Annotated in this window: 25 protein-coding genes; 15 read left to right on the forward strand and 10 right to left on the reverse strand. The window is 73.6% G+C overall.

Features of this window, described 5'->3' with window-relative positions:
- The first annotated feature begins 36 nt into the window (after positions 1 to 36).
- From IL992_RS27395 to hpnH, 5 genes are read left to right on the forward strand one after another with little or no spacing between them, the layout of a single operon-like run.
- Entirely contained in the window at positions 37 to 918 is an 882-nt protein-coding gene (locus tag IL992_RS27395; RefSeq protein ID WP_193206238.1) for a phytoene/squalene synthase family protein, read from the forward strand.
- On the forward strand, positions 915 to 2,279 hold the full coding sequence (gene hpnE, locus IL992_RS27400; RefSeq protein ID WP_193206239.1) for a hydroxysqualene dehydroxylase HpnE: 1,365 nt from the start codon (positions 915 to 917) through the stop codon (positions 2,277 to 2,279). The genes IL992_RS27395 and hpnE overlap by 4 nt, the downstream gene beginning before the upstream one ends.
- Positions 2,276 to 4,186: a squalene--hopene cyclase gene (shc, locus tag IL992_RS27405; RefSeq protein ID WP_193206240.1), complete on the forward strand. Its 1,911-nt coding sequence runs from the start codon at positions 2,276 to 2,278 to the stop codon at positions 4,184 to 4,186. Before hpnE ends, shc begins: the two co-directional genes overlap by 4 nt.
- A complete protein-coding gene (gene ispH, locus IL992_RS27410; protein WP_193206241.1) occupies positions 4,183 to 5,709 on the forward strand; it encodes a 4-hydroxy-3-methylbut-2-enyl diphosphate reductase in 1,527 nt (508 codons plus the stop codon). The genes shc and ispH overlap by 4 nt, the downstream gene beginning before the upstream one ends.
- The gene (hpnH, locus tag IL992_RS27415; RefSeq protein WP_193206242.1) at positions 5,709 to 6,713 is read left to right on the forward strand and encodes an adenosyl-hopene transferase HpnH; all 1,005 of its coding nucleotides are present in this window, start codon (positions 5,709 to 5,711) and stop codon (positions 6,711 to 6,713) included. The genes ispH and hpnH overlap by 1 nt, the downstream gene beginning before the upstream one ends.
- Before the next feature lie 23 nt (positions 6,714 to 6,736).
- Here the strand turns inward: hpnH and IL992_RS27420 are convergent, their stop codons facing one another.
- Complete coding sequence (locus IL992_RS27420) at positions 6,737 to 6,973, reverse strand: RICIN domain-containing protein (RefSeq protein ID WP_319018862.1); 237 nt, start codon at positions 6,971 to 6,973, stop codon at positions 6,737 to 6,739.
- A 21-nt stretch (positions 6,974 to 6,994) separates the two neighbouring features.
- On the opposite strand from IL992_RS27420, the gene IL992_RS46590 reads away from it, so the two are divergent.
- Positions 6,995 to 7,174 (forward strand): hypothetical protein, encoded by a 180-nt coding sequence (locus tag IL992_RS46590; protein ID WP_226873899.1) that lies wholly within the window; start codon positions 6,995 to 6,997, stop codon positions 7,172 to 7,174.
- A gap of 43 nt (positions 7,175 to 7,217) precedes the next feature.
- On the opposite strand, the gene IL992_RS27425 is transcribed toward IL992_RS46590, so the two are convergent.
- On the reverse strand, positions 7,218 to 7,952 hold the full coding sequence (locus IL992_RS27425) for an SDR family NAD(P)-dependent oxidoreductase (protein WP_193206243.1): 735 nt from the start codon (positions 7,950 to 7,952) through the stop codon (positions 7,218 to 7,220).
- Positions 7,953 to 8,055: 103 nt separating this feature from the next.
- Between IL992_RS27425 and IL992_RS27430 the strand changes: the two genes are divergently transcribed.
- Together IL992_RS27430 and IL992_RS27435 are read left to right on the forward strand one after the other, a co-directional pair.
- Positions 8,056 to 8,289, forward strand: coding sequence for a ribbon-helix-helix domain-containing protein (locus IL992_RS27430; protein ID WP_142648514.1), 234 nt, complete (start codon positions 8,056 to 8,058; stop codon positions 8,287 to 8,289).
- Positions 8,286 to 8,735 (forward strand): hypothetical protein, encoded by a 450-nt coding sequence (locus tag IL992_RS27435; protein ID WP_193206244.1) that lies wholly within the window; start codon positions 8,286 to 8,288, stop codon positions 8,733 to 8,735. Before IL992_RS27430 ends, IL992_RS27435 begins: the two co-directional genes overlap by 4 nt.
- On the opposite strand, the gene IL992_RS27440 is transcribed toward IL992_RS27435, so the two are convergent.
- Genes IL992_RS27440 through IL992_RS27455 form a run of 4 tightly spaced genes read right to left on the reverse strand, consistent with a single transcriptional unit; the run spans position 8,732 to position 11,817 of the window.
- The gene (locus IL992_RS27440) at positions 8,732 to 9,328 is read right to left on the reverse strand and encodes a response regulator (RefSeq protein WP_193206245.1); all 597 of its coding nucleotides are present in this window, start codon (positions 9,326 to 9,328) and stop codon (positions 8,732 to 8,734) included. The two genes, IL992_RS27435 and IL992_RS27440, sit on opposite strands and share 4 nt — an antisense overlap.
- Positions 9,328 to 10,413: a sensor histidine kinase gene (locus IL992_RS27445; protein ID WP_193206246.1), complete on the reverse strand. Its 1,086-nt coding sequence runs from the start codon at positions 10,411 to 10,413 to the stop codon at positions 9,328 to 9,330. Before IL992_RS27445 ends, IL992_RS27440 begins: the two co-directional genes overlap by 1 nt.
- Positions 10,414 to 10,417: 4 nt before the next feature.
- Complete coding sequence (locus IL992_RS27450) at positions 10,418 to 11,107, reverse strand: ABC transporter permease (protein ID WP_193206247.1); 690 nt, start codon at positions 11,105 to 11,107, stop codon at positions 10,418 to 10,420.
- Positions 11,104 to 11,817 (reverse strand): ABC transporter ATP-binding protein, encoded by a 714-nt coding sequence (locus tag IL992_RS27455; RefSeq protein WP_193206248.1) that lies wholly within the window; start codon positions 11,815 to 11,817, stop codon positions 11,104 to 11,106. The genes IL992_RS27450 and IL992_RS27455 overlap by 4 nt, the downstream gene beginning before the upstream one ends.
- 136 nt (positions 11,818 to 11,953) lie before the next feature.
- Between IL992_RS27455 and ligD the strand changes: the two genes are divergently transcribed.
- Positions 11,954 to 12,922, forward strand: a complete 969-nt coding sequence (gene ligD, locus IL992_RS27460; RefSeq protein WP_193206249.1) for a non-homologous end-joining DNA ligase — start codon at positions 11,954 to 11,956, stop codon at positions 12,920 to 12,922.
- Between the two features lie 12 nt (positions 12,923 to 12,934).
- On the opposite strand, the gene IL992_RS27465 is transcribed toward ligD, so the two are convergent.
- Positions 12,935 to 13,933, reverse strand: coding sequence for a hypothetical protein (locus IL992_RS27465; RefSeq protein WP_193206250.1), 999 nt, complete (start codon positions 13,931 to 13,933; stop codon positions 12,935 to 12,937).
- The gene (locus IL992_RS27470; RefSeq protein WP_193206251.1) at positions 13,920 to 14,153 is read right to left on the reverse strand and encodes a hypothetical protein; all 234 of its coding nucleotides are present in this window, start codon (positions 14,151 to 14,153) and stop codon (positions 13,920 to 13,922) included. Before IL992_RS27470 ends, IL992_RS27465 begins: the two co-directional genes overlap by 14 nt.
- Before the next feature lie 181 nt (positions 14,154 to 14,334).
- Here IL992_RS27470 and IL992_RS27475 point away from each other — a divergent pair, with 181 nt between their 5' ends.
- The 3 genes from IL992_RS27475 (at position 14,335) to IL992_RS27485 (ending at position 17,235) form a co-directional block, all read left to right on the forward strand.
- Positions 14,335 to 15,543 carry a sensor histidine kinase gene (locus tag IL992_RS27475; protein WP_193206252.1) on the forward strand — a complete coding sequence of 403 codons (1,209 nt, stop codon included), beginning with the start codon at positions 14,335 to 14,337 and terminating at the stop codon, positions 15,541 to 15,543.
- Complete coding sequence (locus tag IL992_RS27480; protein ID WP_193206253.1) at positions 15,540 to 16,232, forward strand: response regulator transcription factor; 693 nt, start codon at positions 15,540 to 15,542, stop codon at positions 16,230 to 16,232. The genes IL992_RS27475 and IL992_RS27480 overlap by 4 nt, the downstream gene beginning before the upstream one ends.
- A 286-nt stretch (positions 16,233 to 16,518) precedes the next feature.
- On the forward strand, positions 16,519 to 17,235 hold the full coding sequence (locus tag IL992_RS27485; protein ID WP_193206254.1) for a TNT domain-containing protein: 717 nt from the start codon (positions 16,519 to 16,521) through the stop codon (positions 17,233 to 17,235).
- Between the two features lie 58 nt (positions 17,236 to 17,293).
- Here the strand turns inward: IL992_RS27485 and IL992_RS27490 are convergent, their stop codons facing one another.
- Positions 17,294 to 18,382, reverse strand: a complete 1,089-nt coding sequence (locus IL992_RS27490) for an enolase C-terminal domain-like protein (protein ID WP_319018863.1) — start codon at positions 18,380 to 18,382, stop codon at positions 17,294 to 17,296.
- Between the two features lie 102 nt (positions 18,383 to 18,484).
- Here IL992_RS27490 and IL992_RS27495 point away from each other — a divergent pair, with 102 nt between their 5' ends.
- The 3 genes from IL992_RS27495 to IL992_RS27505 are packed head-to-tail and all read left to right on the forward strand — an operon-like array spanning position 18,485 to position 23,752.
- A complete protein-coding gene (locus tag IL992_RS27495) occupies positions 18,485 to 20,251 on the forward strand; it encodes a thiamine pyrophosphate-dependent enzyme (RefSeq protein WP_193206256.1) in 1,767 nt (588 codons plus the stop codon).
- Between the two features lie 4 nt (positions 20,252 to 20,255).
- The gene (locus tag IL992_RS27500) at positions 20,256 to 23,258 is read left to right on the forward strand and encodes an FAD-binding and (Fe-S)-binding domain-containing protein (protein WP_193206257.1); all 3,003 of its coding nucleotides are present in this window, start codon (positions 20,256 to 20,258) and stop codon (positions 23,256 to 23,258) included.
- Between the two features lie 41 nt (positions 23,259 to 23,299).
- Complete coding sequence (locus tag IL992_RS27505) at positions 23,300 to 23,752, forward strand: MarR family winged helix-turn-helix transcriptional regulator (RefSeq protein ID WP_319018864.1); 453 nt, start codon at positions 23,300 to 23,302, stop codon at positions 23,750 to 23,752.
- Between the two features lie 29 nt (positions 23,753 to 23,781).
- Here the strand turns inward: IL992_RS27505 and IL992_RS27510 are convergent.
- A partial coding sequence (locus IL992_RS27510) for a transposase (RefSeq protein WP_193206259.1) occupies positions 23,782 to 23,933 on the reverse strand: 152 nt, incomplete at its 5' end.

Below are 23,933 nucleotides of genomic sequence, written 5' to 3' on the forward strand. Positions count from 1 at the left end.
GCGTCCGTGCCCGTGCCGGCGTCCGTGCCTGTGCCTGTGCCTGTGCCGGTCGCCTACCGGTACTGCGAGCGCGTCGTCCGCACCCGGGCCCGCAACTTCGCCTACGGCATCCGCCTGCTCGCCCCGCCCAAGCGCCGCGCGCTCAGCGCGCTCTACGCCTTCGCCCGGCGGATCGACGACATCGGCGACGCGGCGGGGCCGGTGAACGCGCGGCTGTCGGCGCTGGAGGAGGCGCGGGCGGGACTGCGGGCCCCGCGGCCGGACCCCGCCGACCCCGTGCTGGTGGCCCTGCGCGACACCGCCGGGCGCTTCCCCGTCCCGCTGGAGGCGTTCGAGGAACTGATCGACGGATGCGCCGCCGACGTCGCGGGCGCGCGTTATCAGTCCTACGAGGACCTGGTCGGCTACTGCCGGGAGGTCGCCGGGTCGATCGGGCGGCTGTCCCTCGGCGTGTTCGGCCTCGCCGACGGGGCGGCGACCGTGGACGGGGCGCTGCGGCGGGCGGCGCGGCTCGCGGACTCCCTGGGGGTGGCGCTCCAGCTCACCAACGTGCTCAGGGACCTGCGGGAGGACCGGTGCGCGGGCCGGGTGTACCTGCCCGCCGACGACCTCCGCAGGTTCGGCTGCACGCTCGACCTGGACGCGTCGGGGGCGTTCACCGACCCGCCCGAGCGGCTGGCGCGGCTCATCCGGTACGAGGCAGGCCTGGCGCTCGCCTGGTACGCCGAGGGGATGCGCCTGATCCCGCTGCTCGACCGGCGCAGCGCGGCCTGCACCGCGGCGATGGCGGGCATCTACCGGCGCCTGCTCGCCCGCATCGCCGCCGATCCGGGCCGGGCGCTGGCCGGGCGGGTGTCGCTCACGCCGTGGGCGAAGGCGATGGTCGCGGCGCGGGCGATCGCGGGAGCGGCCCGATGAACGGCGTGGAGGACACGCTGGTCCCGCCGGTGGCGGTGGTGGGCGGCGGCCTCGCCGGCATCACCACGACCCTCGCGCTCGCGGAGGCCGGGTGGCCGGTGACCCTGTACGAGGCGAGGCCGCGGCTCGGCGGGGCCACCCACTCCTTCGCCCGGGGCGGCCTGACGGCCGACAACGGGCAGCACGTCTTCCTGCGCTGCTGCACGGCGTACCGCGGGCTGCTGGACCGGCTCGGCGGCACCGGGCGGGTGCGCCTGCAGGAGCGCTTCGATGTGTGCGTACTGACCCCGGACGGCGGGCGGGGACGGCTGCGCAGGGCCGCGCTGCCCGGGCCGTTCCACCTGCTGCCCGCGCTCGCGGGCTACCGCCTGCTGTCCCCCGCCGACCGGCTGCGCGCGGTGCGCGGCGCGCTCGCGCTGCGCGGGCTCGACCCCGCGGAGCCCGCCCTCGACCGGGCCGCGCTCGGCGGCTGGCTGGCCGACAACGGCCAGCGCGAGACCGTACGGCGGGCGCTGTGGGACCTGTTCGCGGTGGCCGCGCTCAACATCCCGTCCGACGAGGCGGCGCTGGGGCCGGCGGCGATGGTCTTCAGGACGGCCCTGCTCGGCCGCGCCGACGCGGCCGACATCGGCGTGCCGTCTGTCCCGCTCGGCGACCTGCACGGCGGCGCCGCGCTGTCGGCGATCGCCCGGCTGGGCGGCGAGGTGCGGCTGGCGGCGAAGGTCGCCCGAGTGCTGCCGGGTCTGCCGGGCCTGAGCGGACCCTCGATCCTCGTGGGCGGCGCGCGGGTGGGCGCGTCGGCCGTCGTCGTCGCCACCCCGCACGGCCAGGCCGCGCGGCTCGTGCCCGCGGAGGCCGCGCCGGACCGGGACGCCTGGGCGGGCCTCGGAGCGAGCCCGATCGTCAACGTGCACGTCGTCTACGACCGGCCCGTCACCCGGCTGCCGTTCGCCGCCGTCGTCGGCTCGCCGGTGCAGTGGATCTTCGACAGGACCGCCTCGGGCGGGCTCACCCGGGGCCAGTACCTGACGGTCTCGGTGTCGGCGGCGCGGCACTGGATCGACGTGCCCACGGCCGTGATGCGGGAGGTGTTCCTGCCCGAGCTGGAGCGGCTGCTCCCGGCCGCGCGGGCGGCGCGGGTCGTGGACCTGTTCATCACCAGGGAGCGGCGGGCGACCTTCCGACAGGTCCCGGGGAGCGGAGGCCTGCGCCCCGGCGCGGCCACCCGCTGGCCCGGGCTGTTCCTCGCCGGCGCGTGGACCGACACGGGCTGGCCCGACACGATGGAGGGAGCCGTGCGCAGCGGACTCCAGGCGGCCCGCCTCGTCAGGCGGCATCTCGAACGGGAGCAGGCGCGGTGACCGCCGTCGCCACCAGCGCCGCCCGCGCCGCGACCGCCTTGAAGGCGGCGCGCGACCACCTGCTCGGCCTGCAGTCGCCCGAGGGGTGGTGGAAGGGCGAGCTGCAGACCAACGTGACCATGGACGCCGAGGACCTCCTGCTGCGCGAGTTCCTGGGCGTGCGGACCGCGCAGGAGACCGCCGAGGCCGCCCGGTGGATCCGGTCCCAGCAGCGCCCAGACGGCACTTGGGCCAACTTCCACGACGGGCCCGCCGACCTGTCCACCACCGTCGAGGCGTACGCGGCGCTGCGGCTCGCGGGCCACCCGCCCTCGGCTCCGCACATGCGCGCCGCGGCGGCGTACGTGCGCGGGGCCGGCGGCATCGAGTCGACCAGGGTCTTCACCCGGATCTGGCTCGCCCTGTTCGGCCAGTGGCGGTGGGAGGACCTTCCGGTCATCCCACCGGAGATCATGTTCCTGCCGCCCTGGTGCCCGCTGAACGTGTACGACTGGGCCTGCTGGGCGCGGCAGACGATCGTCCCGCTCACGATGGTGACCGCGCACCGGCCGGTCCGGCCGCTGCCGTTCGGTCTGCCGGAACTGCGCAGTGACATCAGCGGTGACATCACCGGTGGAAAGCCAGCGCGACGGGCCGCGCGCACCGGCTGGGACGCGGCGTTCGCGGCCCTCGACCGCGCCCTGCACCGGTACGAACGGCGCCCGATCGCCGGGCTCCGCCGCGCCGCGCTGCGGCGGGCCGCCGAGTGGGTCGTGGCCCGGCAGGAGGCCGACGGCTCGTGGGGCGGCATTCAGCCTCCCTGGGTCTACTCGCTGATCGCGTTGCATCTCAGCGGGTACGGCATCGATCACCCCGTCATGCGCGCCGGCCTGGCCGGGCTGGACAGGTTCACCATCAGGGAGGACGGCACGCGCAGGCTGGAGGCGTGCCAGTCGCCGGTCTGGGACACCGCGCTCGCGATGACCGCCCTCCTCGACGCCGGCCTGCCCCGCGACCACCCCGCGCTGGCCCGGGCGGGCGAGTGGCTGCTGCGCGAGGAGATCCGGGGGCCGGGCGACTGGATGGTGCGGCGCCCCGGTCTCGCGCCGGGCGGCTGGGCGTTCGAGTTCGACAACGACGGCTACCCCGACGTCGACGACACGGCCGAGGTCATCCTCGCGCTGCGCCGGTTGGGCCGTCCCGACGCCCGGCCGGCGCTGGAGCGGGGGCTGCGCTGGATGGCCGGGATGGCCTCCCGCGACGGGGGCTTCGCCGCCTTCGACGCCGACAACACGCGGGAGCTGTGCCTGCGGCTGCCGTTCTGCGACTTCGGCGCGGTCATCGACCCGCCGTCGGCCGACGTGACCGCGCACGTGGTCGAGGCGCTCGCCGTCGAGGGCATGGCCCGCTCCCCCGTCGTACGGCGGGCCGTGGTGTGGCTGCTGCGGGCGCAGGAGCCCGACGGCTCGTGGTTCGGCAGGTGGGGGGCCAACCACGTGTACGGCACCGGGGCGGTGCTTCCCGCCCTCGCGGCGGCCGGGGTGCGGCCCGGCACCCCCTGGGTACGGCGGGCCGTGGCGTGGCTGGAGGCGCACCAGCACCCCTGCGGCGGCTGGGGCGAGGACATGCGTTCCTACCGCGACCCCGCCTGGATCGGGCGGGGCGAGCCGACCGCCTCACAGACGGCGTGGGCACTCATCGGCCTGCTCGCGGCCGGGGAGCGAGGCCTGTCCGTGGACAGGGGGGTGGCCTGGCTGGCCGACAGCCAGCGCCCCGACGGCACCTGGGACGAGCCCTACTACACCGGGACGGGCTTCCCCGGCGACTTCTTCATCAACTACCACCTCTACCGCCTCGTCTTCCCGGTCAGCGCGCTCGGCCGCTACCTGCGCCTGCACGAGACGGCCGGATCGGAGGCGACGCCATGACCGATCTGATCGTGTGCACCGCGCTGGGGATGGAGGCCCGGGCCGTCGCCCGCGGCCTGCGGGCTCGGCCGGAGCCCGGGAGCGACCATCCGCGCGTCCGGGTCGTCCGGATCGGCATGGGGCCCGACCGGGCGGCGCGCGCGGCGGCCCTGCTCCCGCCCGCCGCCGCCCTCGCCGTCACCGGCTTCGGCGGGGCACTCCACGACGGCCTGCGCCCCGGGGACGTGCTCGTCGCCACCGAGGTCCGCTCCGGCGGCCGGGTCTGGCCGTGCCCGTCGGCCCCGCTGCTCGCCGGCGAACTCGTCCGCGCCGGACTGCCCGCCCGTGTCGGCCCGCTCGTCACCGCCCCTCACATCGTCACGGGGCGCGCCCGCCACGCGCTGGCCCGCGAGGGCGCGTACGCCGTCGACATGGAGAGCGCTCCGCTGGCCGCCGCCGCGGGGGCTCGGCCGTTCGCCGCCGTGCGGGTCATCGTGGACACCCCCGACGCTCCCCTGCTGAACCTCGCCACGATGGGCGGCGCGGTCGCCGCGCGGCGCACGCTCGCCCGGATCGGTCCGGTCCTCGCGCGGTGGGCGGCGGCCACGGGCCCGCGGCGGGTCCTGCTGGCCTCGCCCCGCTCGTTCTGCGCCGGGGTCGAGCGGGCCATCGAGATCGTGGAGCGCGCGCTGGGCCGGTTCGGCGCGCCCGTGTACGTGCGCAAGCAGATCGTGCACAACATCCACGTCGTACGCGACCTGGAGCGGCGCGGCGCGGTGTTCGTCGACGACCTGGCCGAGGTGCCGGAGGGCGCGGTCACCGTCTTCTCCGCGCACGGGGTCGCGCCCGCCGTGCGGGAGGAGGCAGGGCGGCGCGGGCTGCGCGTCGTCGACGCGACGTGCCCGCTGGTCGCGAAGGTCCACGCGGAGGCCCGCAGGTTCGCCGCGCGGGGCGACCTCGTCGTGCTGATCGGCCACGCCGGGCACGAGGAGGTCGAGGGCGTGCTCGGGGAGGTGCCCGGCGCGGGCGCGCTGGTCGAGGACGAGGCCGGGGTCGCGGGCCTGCGACCGGGGCGGGGGGTCGCCTACCTGACCCAGACCACGCTGGCGGCCGACGAGGCCGGGCGGGTGGCGGCGGCGATACGGCGGCGCTTCCCCGACGCCGAGGGCCCGCGCGGCGACGACATCTGCTACGCGACGACCAACCGGCAGCACGCGGTGCGGGCCGTCGCCGCGGAGGCCGACCTGGTGCTGGTCGTCGGCTCGGCGAACTCCTCCAACGCCCTGCGCCTCACGGAGGTCGCGGCGCGATCCGATCACGACGGCGCCCCGCTCGCCCGCCTTGTCGACGGCCCCGGCGACGTCGCGCTCGACTGGCTGCGCGGCGTGCGGACGGTGGGGCTGACCGCCGGGGCTTCCACCCCCGGCGCGATGGTGGACGCCGTCGTGGCCGCCCTCGGCGGGCTCGGCCCGCTCGAGGTGGAGGAACGGCGGGTGACCGAGGAGAACGTCGAGTTCACGTTGCCGAAGGAGGTGCGGCCCTGATGCCGATGCCCGTACGCCAGAGTCTGCGCGTCGGCGCGTACATCCTGGCCCAGCGGCTGCGCCGGCGGGAGAGGTTCCCGCTGCTGCTCGAGCTTGAGCCGTTGTTCGCGTGCAACCTGAAATGCGCGGGCTGCGGGAAGATCCAGCACCCGGCCGGCGTGCTGAAGCAGCGCATGCCGGTCGAGCAGGCCGTGGCCGCCGTCGAGGAGTGCGGCGCCCCGATGGTGTCGATCGCCGGCGGGGAACCGCTCATGCACCCCCAGATCGGGGAGATGGTCGAGGAACTGGTGGCGCGCAGGAAGTACGTCTTCCTGTGCACCAACGCGCTGCTGATCCCGCGCAAGATCGACGAGTTCACGCCCTCGCCGTACTTCGCCTGGGCGGTCCACATCGACGGCCTGCGCGAGCGGCACGACGCGTCGGTCTGCAAGGAGGGCGTGTTCGACGAGGCGGTCGCGGCGGTGCGCGAGTGCCGGCGGCGCGGCTTCCGCGTCACCACCAACACCACGTTCTTCGCCGGGGACAGCCCGCGCACCGTGATCGAGGTGCTCGACTTCCTGAACGACGACCTGTGCGTCGACCAGATGATGATCTCGCCGGGGTACGCCTACGAGAAGGCGCCCGACCAGGACTGCTTCCTGGGAGTACGGCAGACGCGGGAGCTGTTCCGCGCCGCGTTCGCGGGCGGCAACCGCAGGCGCTGGCGGTTCAACCACTCGCCGTTGTTCCTCGACTTCCTGGAGGGGAAGACCGACTTTCCCTGCACGGCCTGGGCGATCCCGTCGTATTCGGTGTTCGGCTGGCAGCGGCCCTGCTACCTGATGGCCGACGGGTACGCGAAGACCTACCGGGAGTTGGTCGAGGAGACCGACTGGAGCGCCTACGGCCGAGGGCGGGACCCCCGCTGCGCCAACTGCATGGCGCACTGCGGCTACGAGCCGACGGCGGTCTTCGCCACCCTCGGCTCGCTGCGCGAGTCCCTGCGCGCCCTGCGCGGCACCTGATCCTGTCGGCGAGCATGGGCGGGTCAGCCCGCCGCGACGATGTTCCACTGCTGGTTGGTGCTGCCGCTGTCGCTGTCCTGAGCCAGGCCGGCGCCGTTGGACGTGCGGCCCATGCCGTCGAGATAGAGACCGGTCGCGCGGTTCTTGATTCGCACGTAGCTGCCGGCGGGCTCGATGATCCATTGCGGGGTCGTGCCGCCGGTGTCGCCCGACTGTGCGGCGGTGGACCCGTTGGTGGTGCTGCGATGTGGTTCGCCCACGTGGTCTCGTCGTAGGGCGGGGTGACGAACATCGTGCAGTCGTGCACCGCGAGCAGCGTGCCGTTGAGGCGGCTGTCGCCGCCGACCGCGGCGACATCGGTGGCGAGGCCGGCGCCGTCGAGGATCACCCTGCCGCGGGGCACGCCGGAGTACCTGGTCAGCCAGGCGCTGTACATGGTGTTCAGGTCCGCGGCGCTGTAGCCGTACGCCCTTCCCGGGGGTCGGCGGCGGCCGCGCCACTCGGTCAGGGACGGCCGAAGCGGCGGGCGAGGACGCGGAACGCGCCGGGCGCGGCACCGTGCAGGCGGGCGGGCAGCCGCAGCCAGGCCGGCACGTACACCTCGGCGCGGTCACGCTCGACGGCGACCGCGATGGCGCGGGCCACCCGCTCCGGGGGGACGGGCGCCGGCCTGCGGCGCGTGTACGGCCTGCCGCGCCGGGCGAAGAACGGCGTGTCGACCACCCCGGGCACCACGGCGGTCACGCCGACCCCGGGCACCTCATAGCGCAGGCTCTCGGCGAAGGCCAGCAGGCCCGCCTTGGTCGCGGCGTACACCGCCTCCTCCCGCACGCCCACCACGCCGGCGATCGAGGCGACATAGACGAGGTGACCCCGGCCGCGCTCCAGCATCCCGGGCAGCAGCAGCCGGGTGAGCTGCACATGGGCCGTCAGGTTGACGGCGATCATGCGTTCGGCCGTGCCGCCGGACATCCGCGCGAGCGGCCCGCTCCAGCCCTCGCCCGCGCACGCCACCAGCATGTCCACCCGCCCTGCGCGTACGGCGAGGTCGGCCGAGGGATCGGACAGGTCGGCGGGCAGGACCTCTCCGCCGGTCCGGGCTGCGACGCCCGCGAGCGCCTCCTGGTCGCGCCCGGACAGCACCAGCCGCGCACCGCGCGCCGACAGCTCCAGCGCCGTGGCGGCGCCGATACCCGACGACGCGCCCGTGACGAGCACCCGTGCCCCCGCCAGCCGCATGCGCCTCACCCCCTCGCCCCAGGGTTGTACCCCGTCGTCTGCCGCGAAGTGGTTTCCGCGAACCGGTGGACCGCCGACGGTATGACTGGGTAGCCTCCCAAGTATGACCAAGAAGATTACGATCTCTTTGCCGGACGAACTCGCCGACGAGGCGCAGGCGTCCGGCAACGCCTCGGCCTACATCGCCGCGGCGCTGCGGGAGCGGCGGCGCATCCAGGGCGACCTGGCCATCATGGCCGATTTATGGGGGCCGGGCTGGCAGGACGGAATCACCGATGACGACAGCGCCCGCGCGGCGCGCCTGGTGACCGGCGACGCCAAGGCGGACGCCGCGTGACCGACCCCGTCCCACCGGCCGGTGTCCTGTCCGGCCACGTGCTGGACCTCGACGCCGTCGTCCACCTGATCGAGGGCAAGAGCATGTACGGCAGGGCCGTCGTGCGGCAGTCCTCGGCCCACGGCGTCACCCTCCTCGTCCCCGCGCTCGCCGTCCAGGTGCTGTCGCTGGGCCCCATCCAGCCCCGGCTCGAACGCTTCCTGCGCATGTCGATGGTGGTCACCGGCGCGCTCTCCCCCGACGACGCCGTCGAAGGCGGGCCGTACGCGCAGGCGGTCATGACGAGCCTGCGGCGCCACCGGCCGTCCGCCGCCGACGCGCTCCTGCCCGACGTCCTGGTGGCCGCCCACGCGGTCGTCCACGCCACCCGCCGCAACTGGCGGATCATCACCGCGACCCCCTACCTGTACGAGGGCCTCGACGTCCGCCTGGAGATCCTCCCTTAGATGAGCCCGCGCTCCATGGCGACGACGACGGCCGCGGCCCTGCTGTCGACACCGAGCTTGGCGAAGACGTGCTTGAGATGCGTCTTCACCGTCGTCTCACTGATCAGCAGGGCCCTGGCGATCTCCTTGTTCGCCGAGCCCCGCGCCACCAGGCGGAGCACCTCCAGCTCGCGCGGGCTCGGCTCCTGGGCCGCGGGCCTGCTCATCAGAGCGGACGCGACCGATGGCGCCAGGACCGCTCCGCCGGCGGCGGCCGTACGGACCGCTCTGTGCAGTTCCTCGCGTGGCGCGTCCTTCAGCAGGTAGCCCGCCACCCCGGCGGCCATGGCCCGCGCCACGTCCGCATCCGTGTCGTACGTGGTGAGCACGACCACCTTGATCTCCGGGTGGTCCGCCCGGAGTCGTTGGATCGCCCCGACACCGTCCAGGCCCGGCATGCGAAGGTCCATCAGCACCACATGCGGCCGCGCCCTCCTGGCCATGGCCAGCGCCTCGAACCCGTCGGACGCCTCCGCCACCACCTCGATGTCCGCCACATGGTCGAACATGCCGCGCAGTCCGTCGCGGACCACCGGATGGTCATCGACGATCATCAGCTTGAGGGGATCCGCAGGCACAGCGCCGTCCCCTCTCCCGGAGCGGACTCCACGGTCAGCGTTCCCCCGACGCCGCCGACCCGCTCCCGCATGGCCGCCAGCCCGTAACCCGCGCCGCGCACGTCCGGATCGAAACCCACCCCGTCGTCGAACACGTCGAGCGTCACCTCATCGTCCATGTAGGTCAGCGTGATCGCGACCCTGCCCGCCCGGGCGTGCTTGGCCGCGTTCGACAGCCCTTCCTGCGCCGCCCGCAACAGCGTCGCTCCTGCCTCACCGGACAGCGGCCGGGGCGTCCCCTCCACCGACACGGTCGCCGTCACCCCCGACGTCCGCGACCACCGGGCGGTCACCTCCGCGAGCGCCGCGTCGAGACCCGCGCCGGCGAGAGGGCCCGGCCGCAGCGCGTCGACCGAGCGCCGCGCCTCCTGGAGGTTGTCGCGCGCCAGCTCCTTGGCCAGCGCGATCCTCTTCTGTACGGCGCGCAGGTCGGGCATCGCCTGCTCGGCCGCCTCCAGTTGGGTGACGATCCCGCTCAACCCCTGCGCGAGGGTGTCGTGGATCTCCCTGGCCAGCCTCGCCCGCTCCTCCAGCATCCCGAGCGTCCGGTTCTGTGCGCTCTGCCGGGACACGTAGTCCACGAACAATCCGATCGCCACGACGAGACCGGAACTCCCGACGAGCCGCCACAACGCGTTCGGATCGTCCAGATAGCCTCTGGCGGCGAACGTGCTGAGGACCGTCGCCACGGCCCCCACGTAGGACCAGGGCCTCGCCAGCATCAGATACGGCTGGGGCATCAGCCCGAAGACGACCACGTCGAAGGACCGGTCCCGCACCACCAGCGCGACGTAGAGCGCGCAGACGACCGCCAGGTGGAAGGCCATCGGATTCGGCCGCCCGAGCAGCCGCGGCCGCCGTGCGACGAAGAAGCCGTGCCAGCCGGCCATGAGCGCGACGATTCCCAGCGTCAGCGGGCCGGGGCCCGCGCCCTCCCCGTACGAGAGGATCAGCCCGAGCGCCAGACAGGCGTAATACAACATGTGGAAGGCGCGCAACCAGCGCGCCTCCCAGACATTCACGTCCTCACTCCCATCGGAACAGCGCGGCGCCGGCGGCCGTGGCCGCCACGATTATCCCGGCCAGGATCAGCAGGGGGAAGGACGCGGCGGTGCCGGACCAGGCGTCCCCCAGGGCCTCCACAGCCGGGGTCAGGGGCAGGAAGTCGCCGATCTGGCGCAGCGAGCCGGGCAGGGCCTTCCTGGGCACGGCCGCGCCCGACAGGAAGATCATGGGGAACATGACCAGCATGCCGATCAAGCTCGCGCCCCTGGTGTTGCGCACGACCGCGGCGATCACGAAGCCCAACGCGCAGACCATCACCGAGCAGAGCAGGAAGGCGGCGGCCAGCATGAGGACGTCGCCGGGCGCCCGCGCGCCGAACACCGCGATCGCCACGACCACCAGCAGCACCGAGCCCGCCAGACCCGCGGCGACCTGTGCCACCAGTTGGGCGCCGAGCAACAGGACCGGGGAGATCGGCGTGGTGGCCAGCCGCTTGAGCACCTTGCGCTCGCGGTAAGAGGCCAACAGGCCCGGCAGCGCGCCCATCCCGCCGATAGTGACGATCATCGCGAGGTAGCCGGGGACCGCGCCGCCGTCGCCGCGTTTGAGCACCAGCAGCATGAGAGGGAAGGCCACCATGAAGAACAACGAGGCGGGATCGCGCGACAGCAGCCTGAGCTCGGCGGCCGTCAGAGCCGTGAACGCCTTCATCGGTCCACTCCCTCCAGAGCGAGGTAGGCCTCTTCCAGCGAGGCGGTTCCGGTCCGGGCGATGAGCTCGCCCGTGGTGCCCGTCGCCTCCACCCGGCCGTGGGCGAAGACGGCGACCCTGTCGCAGAGCGCCTCTATCTCGTCGAAGTAGTGGCTGACCAGCACCACGGTGGTGCCCGCCGTCTTCAGGTCGCCGATCAGCCGCCAGGTCTCGCGGCGCGCGATCGGGTCGAGGCCCGTGGTCAGCTCGTCGAGCACGACCACCTCGGGGTTGCCGACCAGGGCCAGCGCGAGCATCAGCCGCTGCTTCTGCCCGCCCGACAGGTCGCCGAACGCCTTGCTCGCCAGCGGCCGCAGGCCCCAGCGCTCCATCACCCGCCGCCAGTCGGCCGCGTTCCGGTAGAAGGAGCCGAACATGCGCAGCGCCTCGGCCACCTTGATCCGCTCGGGCAGGGAGCTGACCTGCAGTTGCACGCCGAGGCGGTGAGCCAGGGCACGCCGCCTGCGCGCAGGATCCTCGCCGAGCACGCGCACTGTGCCGGCGTCGGCTCGCCTGAGCCCGATCAGGCACTCGACGGTCGTGGTCTTTCCCGCGCCGTTGTGGCCGATGATCCCGAACGTCTCACCGGCCCGGACCGTGAACGTCACCCCGTCCACGGCGCGGGTGTCCCCATACGCCTTGCGGAGGTCTGTCACCTCGATGGCTTCCATGCCTCAAGGTTCGCGGCGGCGCCGATCGCGCGGCATCACCCGACTCGTCGCCCGGCATCCCTCCTTCGGAGGATGGCGGAGCGCGTCGCCGCAGGTCAGAAGGTACGCGCCGGGCTCGCCGGGGTACCAGCAGGGCATGGCCGCCCTTCCGGCGTACACGCCGATGATGGCCCGGCTCGGGCGGCTGCCCGAGCCCGAGGGCGAGTACGCGCACGAGATGAAGTGGGACGGGGTCCGCGCCCTCGGCTACGTCGAGGACGGCACACTGCGGCTGATCTCCCGGAACGGCAAGGACGTCACCGCCGCCTACCCCGAACTCGCCGGTCTGACCGGCGCCACGGGCGGGCACGCGGTGGTGCTCGACGGGGAGATCGTCGCCTTCGACCAGCAGGGCAGGCCGTCGTTCGAGGCGCTGCAGCCGCGCATGCACCAGCGCAACCCGCTCAAGATCAGGCAACTCCTGGTCACCACGCCCGTGACGTACCTGCTGTTCGACGTGCTGCACGTCGACGCCGCGGCCGTGATCACGATGCCCTACACGGAGCGGCGGCGCCGCCTGGAGGACCTCGTCCACGCCGGACGCCACTGGGCCATCCCGCCCTACTACGCCGACGGCGGCGAGCACGCGCTGGCCGACTCCCGGCGGCTGGGGCTGGAGGGCGTCGTGGCCAAGCGGCTCGCCTCCCCCTACCGCCCCGGCCGCCGCTCCCCCGACTGGGTGAAGGTCAAGAACGTCCGCACGCAGGAGGTCGTCGTCGGCGGATGGCGGGCCGGGGAGGGCCGCCGGGCGAACACCGTCGGCTCGCTGCTGGTGGGCGTCAACGACGACAGCGGGCGCCTGCGGTACGCCGGCAGCGTCGGCACCGGCTTCACCGACGAGGCGCTGCGGCGGCTCGGCGAGCGCCTGGCGCCGCTGCGGCGGGACACACCCCCCTTCGACGGCATCACCCGTGAGGAGGCCAGGGGCGGCCGGTGGGTGGACCCGGTCCTGGTCGGCGAGGTGCAGTTCGCCGAGTGGACGGGCGAGGGGCGGCTGCGCCACCCCTCCTGGCGAGGCCTGCGCGACGACAAGGACCCCGGCGAGGTCGTCCGCGAGGAAGGATGAACGCACCGCGAGTCACGCGGTGCCGCGGCGCCGCGTCGTCAGGACGCCGAGCAGCATCGCGCCCGCGAGGAACGCGACGTTGTGCGCGTACTTGGCGACCGGTGCGACCTCTCCCAGCGGGACCGCGAAGAACCCGACCGCCGCACGCGCGGTCAGGGCTCCGGCGGCGAGCGCGGCGGCGTGGCGGACGCTCCACTCCGGCGAGCGGGCGAGGCGGACGGCGGCCGCGGCGCACAGCGCGATCACCGCGAGCCCGGCCACGACCCCGGCCCAGGTCGAGGGCAGGAAGTTGAAGAGCAGGCCCGCCACCAGGCCGGCCACCGCCACGACGATCGGCCGCGGCGCGGTGCCTCCCGGCGGTGCCGGCAGTTCGGCTCGGCGCCGCCTTCTCACGGCGGAGATCAGCGCGACGAGCACGAGCAACGCGACGACCGTGAGCGATCCCGCTACCTGCCCGGCCGTGGCGTGGTCGGGCTCGGTCCGCAGATGCTCGCGCAGGACGAACGCCGCCGCCGCGAGGTACAGCACCGCAGCCGTGACCAGACCGGGCGTCCGCAGCCAGGGCGTACGCGAAAGCCGGGGGCTCAGCGCCTCCGTCAGCGCGATCGGCACGCCGAAGCTCCAGATCGCGTGACCCGCGACGAAGGACAGCGTGGTGTAGGCCGCCAGTCCCAACGGCTCGACGTACGTCGGACGGATCATCTCCTCCCAGTAGGGGATGTCCCGATAGCCCTCGCTGAACATGGACTGGTCGATGACGCCGGCCTGCAGCACGCCGAAGGCCGCCGTGAGGGCGAGGATGCCCGGCCAGGGCATGCCCAGGCGGCGGGCCGCCTCACGGATGAGCAGGGCGGGCGCGCCGTACAGCGGGCTGAAGATCAGCAGGCTGGCGGCGAGCACGAGCGGGTCGCCCGTGCTGTCGTCGTAACCCGTGACGTACTCGGCGCACATCGGCGCCAGCACCAGGAGCCCGGCCGCCACGGCGAGACGCCGCGGATCACGCGTCTTCATTTCGCCTCCACGCGGCGGCGAGGACGACGGCGCCGACGACCGCGACGAGGAGGTTGGCGTAGACCTCGTAGCCGGTCAGGAAGTCCAGGCGCGGGATGACCTGCCGGTTGAAGACGTTGAGTATCGCGCTCCAGAACGGCTGCACGGCAAGGTGGTCGATGGTCCCGCTGATGCCCGCGGCGACCAGGTACGCCCCGGCCAATTGGATGACGTTGCGCATGGCGCCGACGCTAGGGACCGGCGCGCGCGACGGGGATCGGGCATCGGCATGCTTCCGCTCGGCGAAGGTCGCCGGTGTGTGGCATGCCGTCCGACCGAGGTCGGACGGCGCCCGACTTCGGTATGGTCTTCGCCGCTCAGCCGTGGGCGCGACCGCCCTCAGGTCGTACGCTGCGGGGCATATGAACCCCTCCGCAGCCCCTCGGCACCGGCGAAGCCGGCGTGACTGGCTCGTGGACACGGCGATGTTCGTGCTCGCCGCGGCCTTCGCCTTCTCCATGTCGCTGGACCGCCTCGACACCGCACCTCTGCCGCCCGCGTGGCTGTTCCTCCTCGACCAGGTCGCAGGCGCGCTCGGGTGCGCCGCGTTGTGGCTGCGCCGCCGGTGGCCGGTCGGTCTCGCGGTGACGCTCGTCGCGCTGGGGGCCGTCTTCGAAATGGTCGCGGGCCCGATGCTGGCCGCGCTGTTCTCGGTCGCGGTCCACCGCCGCCCGCGGACCTCCGGTGCGGTGTTCGGCCTCGGTGTGCTGGCCTCGCTCCTCTTCACGTGGCTGCGCCCGGAACCTGCCGAGCCGCCGCTCGTGATGTTCACGCTGGGCCTGGCCTTGCAGGGCGCGGCGGCCGGCTGGGGGCTGTTCGTCCACCACCGGCGGCGGCTGGTGCTGGCGCAGCGCGACCGCGAGGCCCGGATGGAGACCGAGGCGAGGCTGCGGGCCGAGCAGGCGCAGCACCAGGTCCGCGACGCGATCGCCAGGGAGATCCACGACGTGCTCGGCCACCGGCTGTCGCTGCTGAGCGTGCACGCCGGGGCGCTGGAGTTCAATCCCGGCGCCGACCCCGCCGACGTCGCCAGGGCTGCGCGGGTGATCAGGGAGAGCGCCCACCAGGCCCTGCAGGATCTGCGCGAGGTGATCGGCGTGCTGCGCGCCCCGGCCGGCGAGCCGTCCGCGCCCACGCGGCCCGGTCTGCCCACCCTGGCCGACCTGCGGGAGCTCGTCGCGGAGTCGGACCGGGCCGGTATGCGGGTGGAGCTGTGCGACGACCTCGGCTCGGAGGAGACGGTCCCGGAGCGGGTGAGCCGTACCGCCTATCGTGTCGTGCAGGAGGCCCTCACCAACGCGCGCAAGCACGCGCCGGGAGCCGGGGTCCGCGTACGGGTGTCGGGGGCGTCCGGCGAGGGCCTGACGGTCGAGGTGGTCAACGACGCCCCCGCGGACATCGGACGGGATGCCGGGAGCGGAGGCGGCCACGGCCTCGCCGGCCTGGCCGAGCGCGTGACGCTGACCGGGGGACGGCTGGAGCACGGCCCCATGGACGGACCCGTGAACGGGGGCGTCGGCGGCGGCCCGGGTGGCTGGCGTGTGCGGGCCTGGCTACCGTGGCCGGCATGATCGTGCCCGACTCCACCATCGGTGTGCTCATCGCCGACGACGACCCTCTGGTCCGGGCCGGCCTGGTGATGATGCTCGGCGGCGCCCCGGACATCCGCGTGCTCGCGCAGGCCGGAGACGGCGCCGAGGTGCTGCCGCTGGCCGGACGGCACCGCCCCGACGTGGTGCTGATGGACATCCGGATGCCGGTGATGGACGGCCTGGCCGCCACCGAGGCGCTGCGCGCCCGCGACGGCGCGCCCGAGGTGATCGTGCTGACCACCTTCGACGCCGACGAGCACGTGCTGCGCGCCCTGCGCGCGGGGGCCGCCGGGTTCCTGCTGAAGGACACCCCGCCGGGCGAGATCGTGGACGCCATCCGCCGGGTGGCCGCCGGCCATCCGGTCCTGTCTCCCGCGGTGACCCGGCGGCTCATCGCCCGGGTCGCCGAGGACGGCCGGGACCGGCGCCGGGCCCGCGCCGGGGAGCGTCTGTCCCGGCTGAACGACCGGGAACGGGAGGTCGCGGTGGCGGTCGGCCAGGGCAGGCCGAACGCCGAGATCGGCGCCCTGCTGCACCTCAGCGTCCCCACCGTCAAGACGCACGTGTCGAGCATCCTCGCCAAGCTCGGCCTCAACAACCGCGTCCAGATCGCCCTGCTCGTCCACGACGCCGGACTGCTCGGCGACCCGTTCGACACGGACGACTGAAAAGGGCGCGCGTCTCCTTCGCCGAATTCCGGAATAACTCTGCCGTCGTGATTTCGATTCCTTATATCGCCTCATGTCGGCTTTGTTTCGCCAGGCCGCGAGGTTTTTGAACGCTGCGGCGATCTTCTTGCGATGCGCCTGAACAAAGGCCGGGTACGCACGAATCCATCGCGTCAGAGCGATCATGGCGGTTTCTCGGCGCCCTTCTCCGAGCGATTCCCATGGAAATCCTTCTGATGCGGACATGTCCAGATCGCATGCTGTGTGCGCAATATCAGGAGAATTCGTGCGCGTTCATTCTCGCAAGCTGTTCGTGGCCGCCTGCACCCTTGCCACGGCGGCCCTGACCGGTGTCCCGGCCCAGGCCGCGACCGCGCCCGCCGGGCAGGCCCCGGCGACCTCCGACCCCCAGCCCCTGGGCGCGAAGACGGGCCAGGTCTGCGGACCGCCGTTCGTCAACGGCGACCCGAACCTCGGCCCGGTGGTCCTGCCGCGCACCGGCCTGGTCGCCAAGATCCTGGACGGCTACGTGCGATATGGCGGCCTCTCCCCGGAGCGGTTCCTGGAGCGCTACTTCATCCCGGCGGCCAACTCCTACCGCTTCCCCCAGGACGCCGGATTCGCGCACTCCGGCGGGTACACCAACGGCCGCCCGCTCATCAGGACGGCGAAGCTCCCGCTCGGCTACAAGGTGGACCGCTTCGGCGGAGAGGGCGGCGCGTTCCTCGCGCCGTTCGGCACGCCGTTCCCCAAGCGGTCGCTCCGGCCGAACAACCTCAACAACGTCCCGGGCGACCCGCACCTGTGCAACTACCACGCCTACCGGGTGATCCGGCCGTTCCTCGTGGACGCGGGACCGGCGGCCTCGGCGTTCCAGATGCCCGGACAGGGCGAGCAGTTCCACACGCTCGCCAAGTACATCCCCGGCGCCCCCGCGAACCCGGACGGCGAGGTGTCGATCGGCTGGCTGGCCGACAACGGCTACCTCGAACGCCTCAACTGAGCCCCTTGCGGTGACCGGGCGGGCACGCCGCGCCCGCCCTGTCCGGACCGAACGGGCCCTACGCGACCCGGTACGGCTCCGCCACGTCGGCGCGCAGCGACAGGCCGTGGCCCGGCGCGTCCGGCGGGCGTACGGTGCCGCCCGTGGGATCGGCCGCGCCGTCGAACAGGTCGCCCTCGATGCGCACGTGGTCGTGGAACCACTCCATGTGGCGCAGGTTCGGCGTCGCCGCGGCGGCCGGCGCGTGCAGGTTGGGCGCGCAGTGCGCCGACACCTCCAGCCCGTGCCCGGCGGCGATCGCCGCCGCGCCGGACCAGCCCGTGTAGCCGCCGCAGCGGGTCGCGTCGATCTGCAGGCAGTCGACGGCGCCCGCCGCGCACATGCGGGTGAAGTAGGTGAGGTCGCCGCCGTACTCCCCGGCCGCGACGTCGGCGTCGGCCCGCTCGCGCACCAGGCGCAGCCCGGCCAGGTCGTCGGAGGACACCGGCTCCTCGAACCACCGCACGTCGTGGTCGCGCATCCGGCGTTCGATCCGCACGGCCTGCTTCGCGCTGTAGCCGCCGTTGGCGTCCACGTACAGCTCGGCGGCGTCCCCGATGACGCGGCGGGCGAGCGCCACGCGGTGCAGGTCGCGGGCGGACGCGGTGCCCGCGGACTCCCCGATCTTGATCTTGACGCGGGGAATGCCCTGCGCGTGCGCCCAGTGCGCGAGCTGTGCCGTCGTGACGTCGTCGTCGTACGTGGTGAACCCGCCCGAGCCGTACACGGGCACGGACTGCCGGGCGAGGCCGAACAGGCGGGCGAGCGGCACGCCCAGCAGCCGGGCCTTGAGGTCCCAGAGCGCGACGTCGACCGCGGAGATCGCGTACCCCGCGACGCCCGTGCGGCTCGCGTTGCGCACCCGGCGGACCATCGCGGTCCACAGGCCCGGCACGTCCATCGGGTCGCCGCCGCGCACCACCGGCGCGAGCAGGTCGGTGACCACACGCGCGGCGGCGGCGGGGGCGTAGGTCCAGCCGAGCCCGGTCGTCTCGCCGGCGTCCGCGCGGACCACCACCATCGTGGTCGCGTCCCAGCTCAGGGTGCCGTCGGCCTCCGGGCGGTCGGTCGGCACGCGGTAGGCCGACACGTGGAGGTCTCTGATCACGGGCGTCCCCCTACCCGGCCGTGACACGGCGATTCTGACAGAAGGAAAAATTTTCCATGTGGTGAGTGTTCGGCTGCCCATTCCAGGGGCAGCGCCGCACATATGACGGAAATCGCCTCCGAAGTACTCATCAGGCGGCTCGCCGACTGGGGTGTCGACACCGTCTTCGGGCTTCCCGGGGACGGCATCAACGGCATCATGGAAGGGCTGCGCCGCCAATCCGACCGCGTCCGGTTCGTGCTGGTGCACCACGAGGAGGCGGCCGCGTTCATGGCGGCCGCGCACGCGAAGGCCACCGGCCGCATCGGGGTGTGCCTGGCCACCTCGGGCCCCGGCGGGATCCACCTGCTCAACGGCCTGTACGACGCCAAGCTCGACCACCAGCCGGTGCTGGCCATCACGGGCATGCAGGAGACCAGCGTGCTGGCCACCGGCTACCAGCAGGAGGTTCACCTCGACCGCGTGTTCGAGGACGTGGCGGAGTACAACCTCGTGGTGGACAACCCCGCCCAGTTGCCGGGCGTGGTGGACATCGCGATCCGCACGGCGTACGCCCGGCGCGGGGTGGCCCACCTGTGCCTGCCCAACGACGTCCAGGTGGCCCCCGCCGGCGCCGACCCCTACCAGCACGTCGCCCCCGCGCGGCCCCCCGCGACCGCCCCCGTCTACCTGTCCCCGCCCGGCGTGCCGCGCGCCGAGGACCTGACGGCCGCCGCCGAGGTGCTGAACGCGGCCCGGCGGCCCGCGATCCTGGCCGGGGCGGGCGCCCTGCACGCCCGCGAGGAGGTGCTGGCCGTCGCCGAGACGCTGGGCGCCCCCGTGATCAAGACGCTGCCCGGCAAGGCGGTCATCCCCGACGACTCGCCGTACGCGGTGGGCGGCATCGGCCTGCTCGGCACCAAGCCGGGCGAGGAACTGGTCGAGGACTGCGACACCCTGCTGATGGTCGGCACCAACTTCCCCTACACCAAGCACCTGCCGGAGCCCGGCAAGGTCCGGGTCGTGCAGATCGACGCCGACCCCGCCCGCACGGGCGTGCGCATGCCGACCGAGGTGCCGATGGTCGGGGACGCCAAGGAGGGGCTGGCCGCGCTGCTGCCGCTGCTGCACCGGAAAGACGACCGGGCCCACCTGGAGAAGTACCAGAAGGCCATGGCCGAATGGCGGGACAACATGGCCGCCCTGGAGAACCCGAGGCGCACCCCGATCGCCCCGCAGTACCTGATCGGCTGCGTGGACCGGGCCGCCTCCGACGACGCGATCCTCACCTGCGACTCCGGCACGATCGCCACGTGGGCGGCCCGGCACTGGACGATCCGCGGCGACCGGGAGTTCTACCTGTCGGGCAACCTCGCCACGATGGCCCCCGGCCTGCCGTACGCGATCGCGGCGCAGCTCGCCCACCCCGAGCGTCAGGTGATCGCGTTCATCGGCGACGGCGGCTTCGCGATGCTGATGGCCGAGTTCCTCACCGCGGCCCGGCTCGGCCTGCCGATCACGGTGGTGGTGAACAACAACGGCTCGCTGGGCCAGATCCTGTGGGAGCAGATGGTGCTGGGGTTCCCCGAGCACGGGGTCAGGTTCGGCGCGCCCGCCTCCGACTTCTCCGCCTGGGCCCGCTCCTGCGGCGGGTATGGCCGCAAGGTCACCGACCCCGCCGAGGTGGACGAGGCCGTGAGGCAGGCCCTCGCCCATCCGGGGCCGGCGCTGGTGGACGTCGACGTCGACCCGAACGAGCCGCCCATGCCGGGCAAGGTCGCCCGCGACCAGGCGGTCAAGTTCGCCGAGGCGTTCCTGAAGGGACAGCCGCACAAGGCGGCCATCGCGACGACGCTGTTCAAGGACAAGATCTCTCAACTGGGGCGGTGACGCCATGACGGACCAGGTGCTCGTTCCCGCGCCCGTGACAGCCCGGCCGCGCCGGCCGTACGTGCGGCTGCGCGACCTGGAGAGGGACCTCACCGCCCGCGTGGACGGCGAGGTCAGGTTCGACCCGGGCAGCCGTGGGGCCTACTCCACCGACGGATCGAACTACCGGCAGGTGCCGCTCGGGGTGGTGGTGCCGCGGACGGTGGACGCGGCGGCCGAGGCGATCGCGGTCTGCCGGGAGCACGGCGCGCCCATCACCTCGCGGGGCGGCGGGACGAGCCTGGGCGGCCAGACCTGCAACGCCGCCGTGGTGATCGACTGGTCCAAGTACTGCCACCGGCTGGTGTCGGTGGACGCCTCGGCCCGCACCTGCGTGGTCGAGCCCGGCATCGTGCTCGACGTGCTGAACCGGCTGCTTGCCGACACCGGCCTGATGTTCGGGCCGCGCCCGTCCACGCACTCCCAGTGCACGCTCGGCGGCATGATCGGCAACAACTCCTGCGGCTCGACCGCCCAGGCGTACGGCAAGACCGCCGACAACATCGCGCGGCTGGAGATCCTCACCTACGACGGCCAGCGGATGTGGGTGGGACCGACCGGCGACGAGGAGTTCGACCGCATCGTGGCCGAGGGCGGGCCGAGGGCGCGGATCTACCGCGAGCTGCGCGCGATCGTGGACGAGCACGCCGACGAGATCCGCCGCCGCTTCCCCGACATCCCCCGCCGGGTGTCGGGCTACAACCTCGACCAGCTCCTGCCCGAGGCCGGGTTCGACCTGGCCAGGGCGCTGGTCGGGTCGGAGGGCACACTGGTCACCGTGCTGCGGGCCGAGCTGCGCCTGGTGCCCGCGCCCAAGGCCGAGTGCCTCGTCCTGCTCGGCTACCACGACATCGACGTGGCCGCCGACGCCGTGCCGCGCATCGCCCGCTACGGCCCGCTCCAGCTCGAAGGGGTGGACGACAAGCTCGTGGACTTCGAGCGGCGCAAGCACATGCATCCCGACGCGCTCAAGCGGCTGCCGGAGGGCGGCGGCTGGCTCATGGTCTCCTTCGGCGCCGGCTCGCAGAAGGAGGCGGACGCCAAGGGACGTGACCTGCTGAAGGAGCTGAAGGGCAGCGAGCACGCGCCGCACATCTCCTTCATCGACGACGCGAAGACCGAAAAGGAGCTGTGGGAGGTCCGCGAGTCCGGGCTCGGCGCCACCGCCCGCGTGCCCGGCATGCGCGAGACGTGGGAGGGCTTCGAGGACTCGGCCGTCCCGCCGGACAGACTCGGCGGCTACCTGCGTGACCTGCGCCGCCTGTTCGAGGAGTTCGGCTACGGCGACGCCTCCCTGTACGGGCACTTCGGGCAGGGCTGCGTGCACACCCGCATCCCGTTCGACCTGGTGACCGCCGACGGGGTGGCGGCCTTCCGCGCCTTCCTCGAACGGGCCGCCGATCTCGTCATCTCCTACGGCGGCTCGCTGTCGGGCGAGCACGGCGACGGGCAGGCCAGGGGCGAGCTGCTGCCCAAGATGTTCGGCCCCAGGGTCATGACCGCCTTCGAGCAGGTCAAGGCCGTCTTCGATCCCGGCGACCGGATGAACCCGGGCAAGGTCGTCGCGCCGTACGGGCTGGACGAGAACCTGCGGCTCGGCCCCGAGTGGACGCCCGCCGACCCGCCCGTGCACTTCGGCTATCCCGACGACGAGGGCAGCTTCCAGCGGGCCGTCATGCGCTGCGTGGGGGTCGGCCAATGCCGCCGGCACGTCGGCGGGGTGATGTGCCCGTCCTACCGGGCCACGGGCGAGGAGGAGCACTCCACCCGCGGGCGCTCCAGGCTGCTGTTCGAGATGCTGAACGGCCACGCCGACTCCGCGGTGCGGGACGGCTGGCGCTCCACCGCCGTGCACGACGCCCTCGACCTGTGCCTGGCCTGCAAGGGCTGCAAGCACGACTGCCCGATGCAGGTCGACATGGCGACGTACAAGGCTGAGTTCCTCGCCCACCACTACGCGCGCAGGATCCGGCCGATGGACCACTACGCGATGGGGTGGCTGCCGGTGTGGGCCCGCGTGGCGGCGCTCGCCCCGGGCGTGGTCAACGCGCTGGCGCACGCGCCCGTGATGTCCGGGCTCGCCAAGCGCCTGGCGGGGCTCGAACCGGCCCGGCCGGTGCCGGACTTCGCGCGGGTCCGCTTCCGCGACTGGTATCGGCGGCGCGGGCCGCGCGGCGGGGGCGAGCGGGGACCCGTGGTGCTGTGGCCGGACACCTTCACCGACAACTTCCACCCTCACATCGGCCGCGCCGCCGTCGAGGTGCTGGAGTCGGCGGGCTACCGCGTGCTGATCCCGCCGCGCACGCTGTGCTGCGGTCTGACGTGGATCTCGACCGGCCAGCTCGGCGTGGCGCGGCAGGTGCTGCGCCGCACCGTGCGGACCCTCGCCCCGGCGCTGCGCCGCGGCATCCCGATCGTCGGGCTGGAGCCGAGCTGCACGGCGGTGTTCCGCGCCGACGCGCCCGAGATGTTCGCGCACGACCGGGACTTCGCCCGGCTGCGCGAGCAGACCAGGACCCTCGCCGAACTGCTGAGCGCGACCGACGGGTGGGATCCGCCCCGTATCGACCGGGACGCCGTCGCCCAGCCGCACTGCCACCACCACTCGGTGCTCGGCTTCGAGACCGACCAGGCCCTGCTGTCCCGGGCCGGTGTGCGGGTGGAGGCGGTGGGCGGCTGCTGCGGCCTCGCCGGGAACTTCGGCTTCACCGCCGGTCACCTGGAGGTGTCGATGACCTGCGCGGAGCACGAGATCCTGCCGGCGATCCGCGCCGCCGACGCCCGCACGGTCGTCCTCGCCGACGGGTTCAGCTGCCGTACGCAGATCGAGCAGGCGGGGGTGGGACGGCAGGCGATCCACCTCGCGGAGTTGCTGGCGGCCGGGGTGCGGGGCACGCCGCTGGGCGACCACCCGGAGTGGCGCGCCTCGCGCAGGCCCGGCCCGGCGCGGGTCCTGGGGGCGCGATGAGCGCCGGAGCCCTGGATTTCGGAGCCCTGCGGTCCGAAGCTGTGGAGGAGACGGACACCGCGCTGGAGGAGGACGCGTGGTCGATCGAGGACGCCTCGCTCGCCCTGGTGGAGATGACACTCAACGCGGTGGCCCGCGGCTCCGACCTGTCCGTCACCCAGTTACGGGTGCTGCTCGCGGTCGACCGGCACGGCCCGCTGAACCTGAGCGGGCTCGCCGCCCTGCTGGGCATGTCGGTCTCGGCCACGGGCCGCCTGGTGGCCCGCCTGCACACCGCCGGGCTGCTGACGCGCCTGCTGTCCCCGCACAGCCGCCGTGAGGTCAGCATCGACGTCACCGAGCCCGGCAGGAGGGCGCTCGAACGGATCCGCGCGGCCCGGCGCGGGCACATCGCCGCCGCGCTGCGCCATCTGCCGCCGGACAGCCGCCGTACGCTCGCGCGGACGCTGCGCGAGCTCACGGCGGCGGCCGGGGCGGACGGAGCGGACGGTTAGGGGCTAGGGCCTGTCTTCATAGTGGTCGCCTAGAGCCAGAGCAGGAGTGCTGCGATGGTGACCACGGCGGTGTATGAGGTAGCGGTCTTGTCGTAGCGGGTGGCCAGGGCGCGGAACTGTTTGAGCTGGTTGAAGCAGCGCTCGACCACGTTGCGGCGCTTGTAGGTCTGAGGGTCGAAGA

The sequence above is a fragment of the Microbispora sitophila genome (genome assembly GCF_014892245.1).
In the GTDB taxonomy this organism is placed as follows: domain Bacteria; phylum Actinomycetota; class Actinomycetes; order Streptosporangiales; family Streptosporangiaceae; genus Microbispora; species Microbispora siamensis.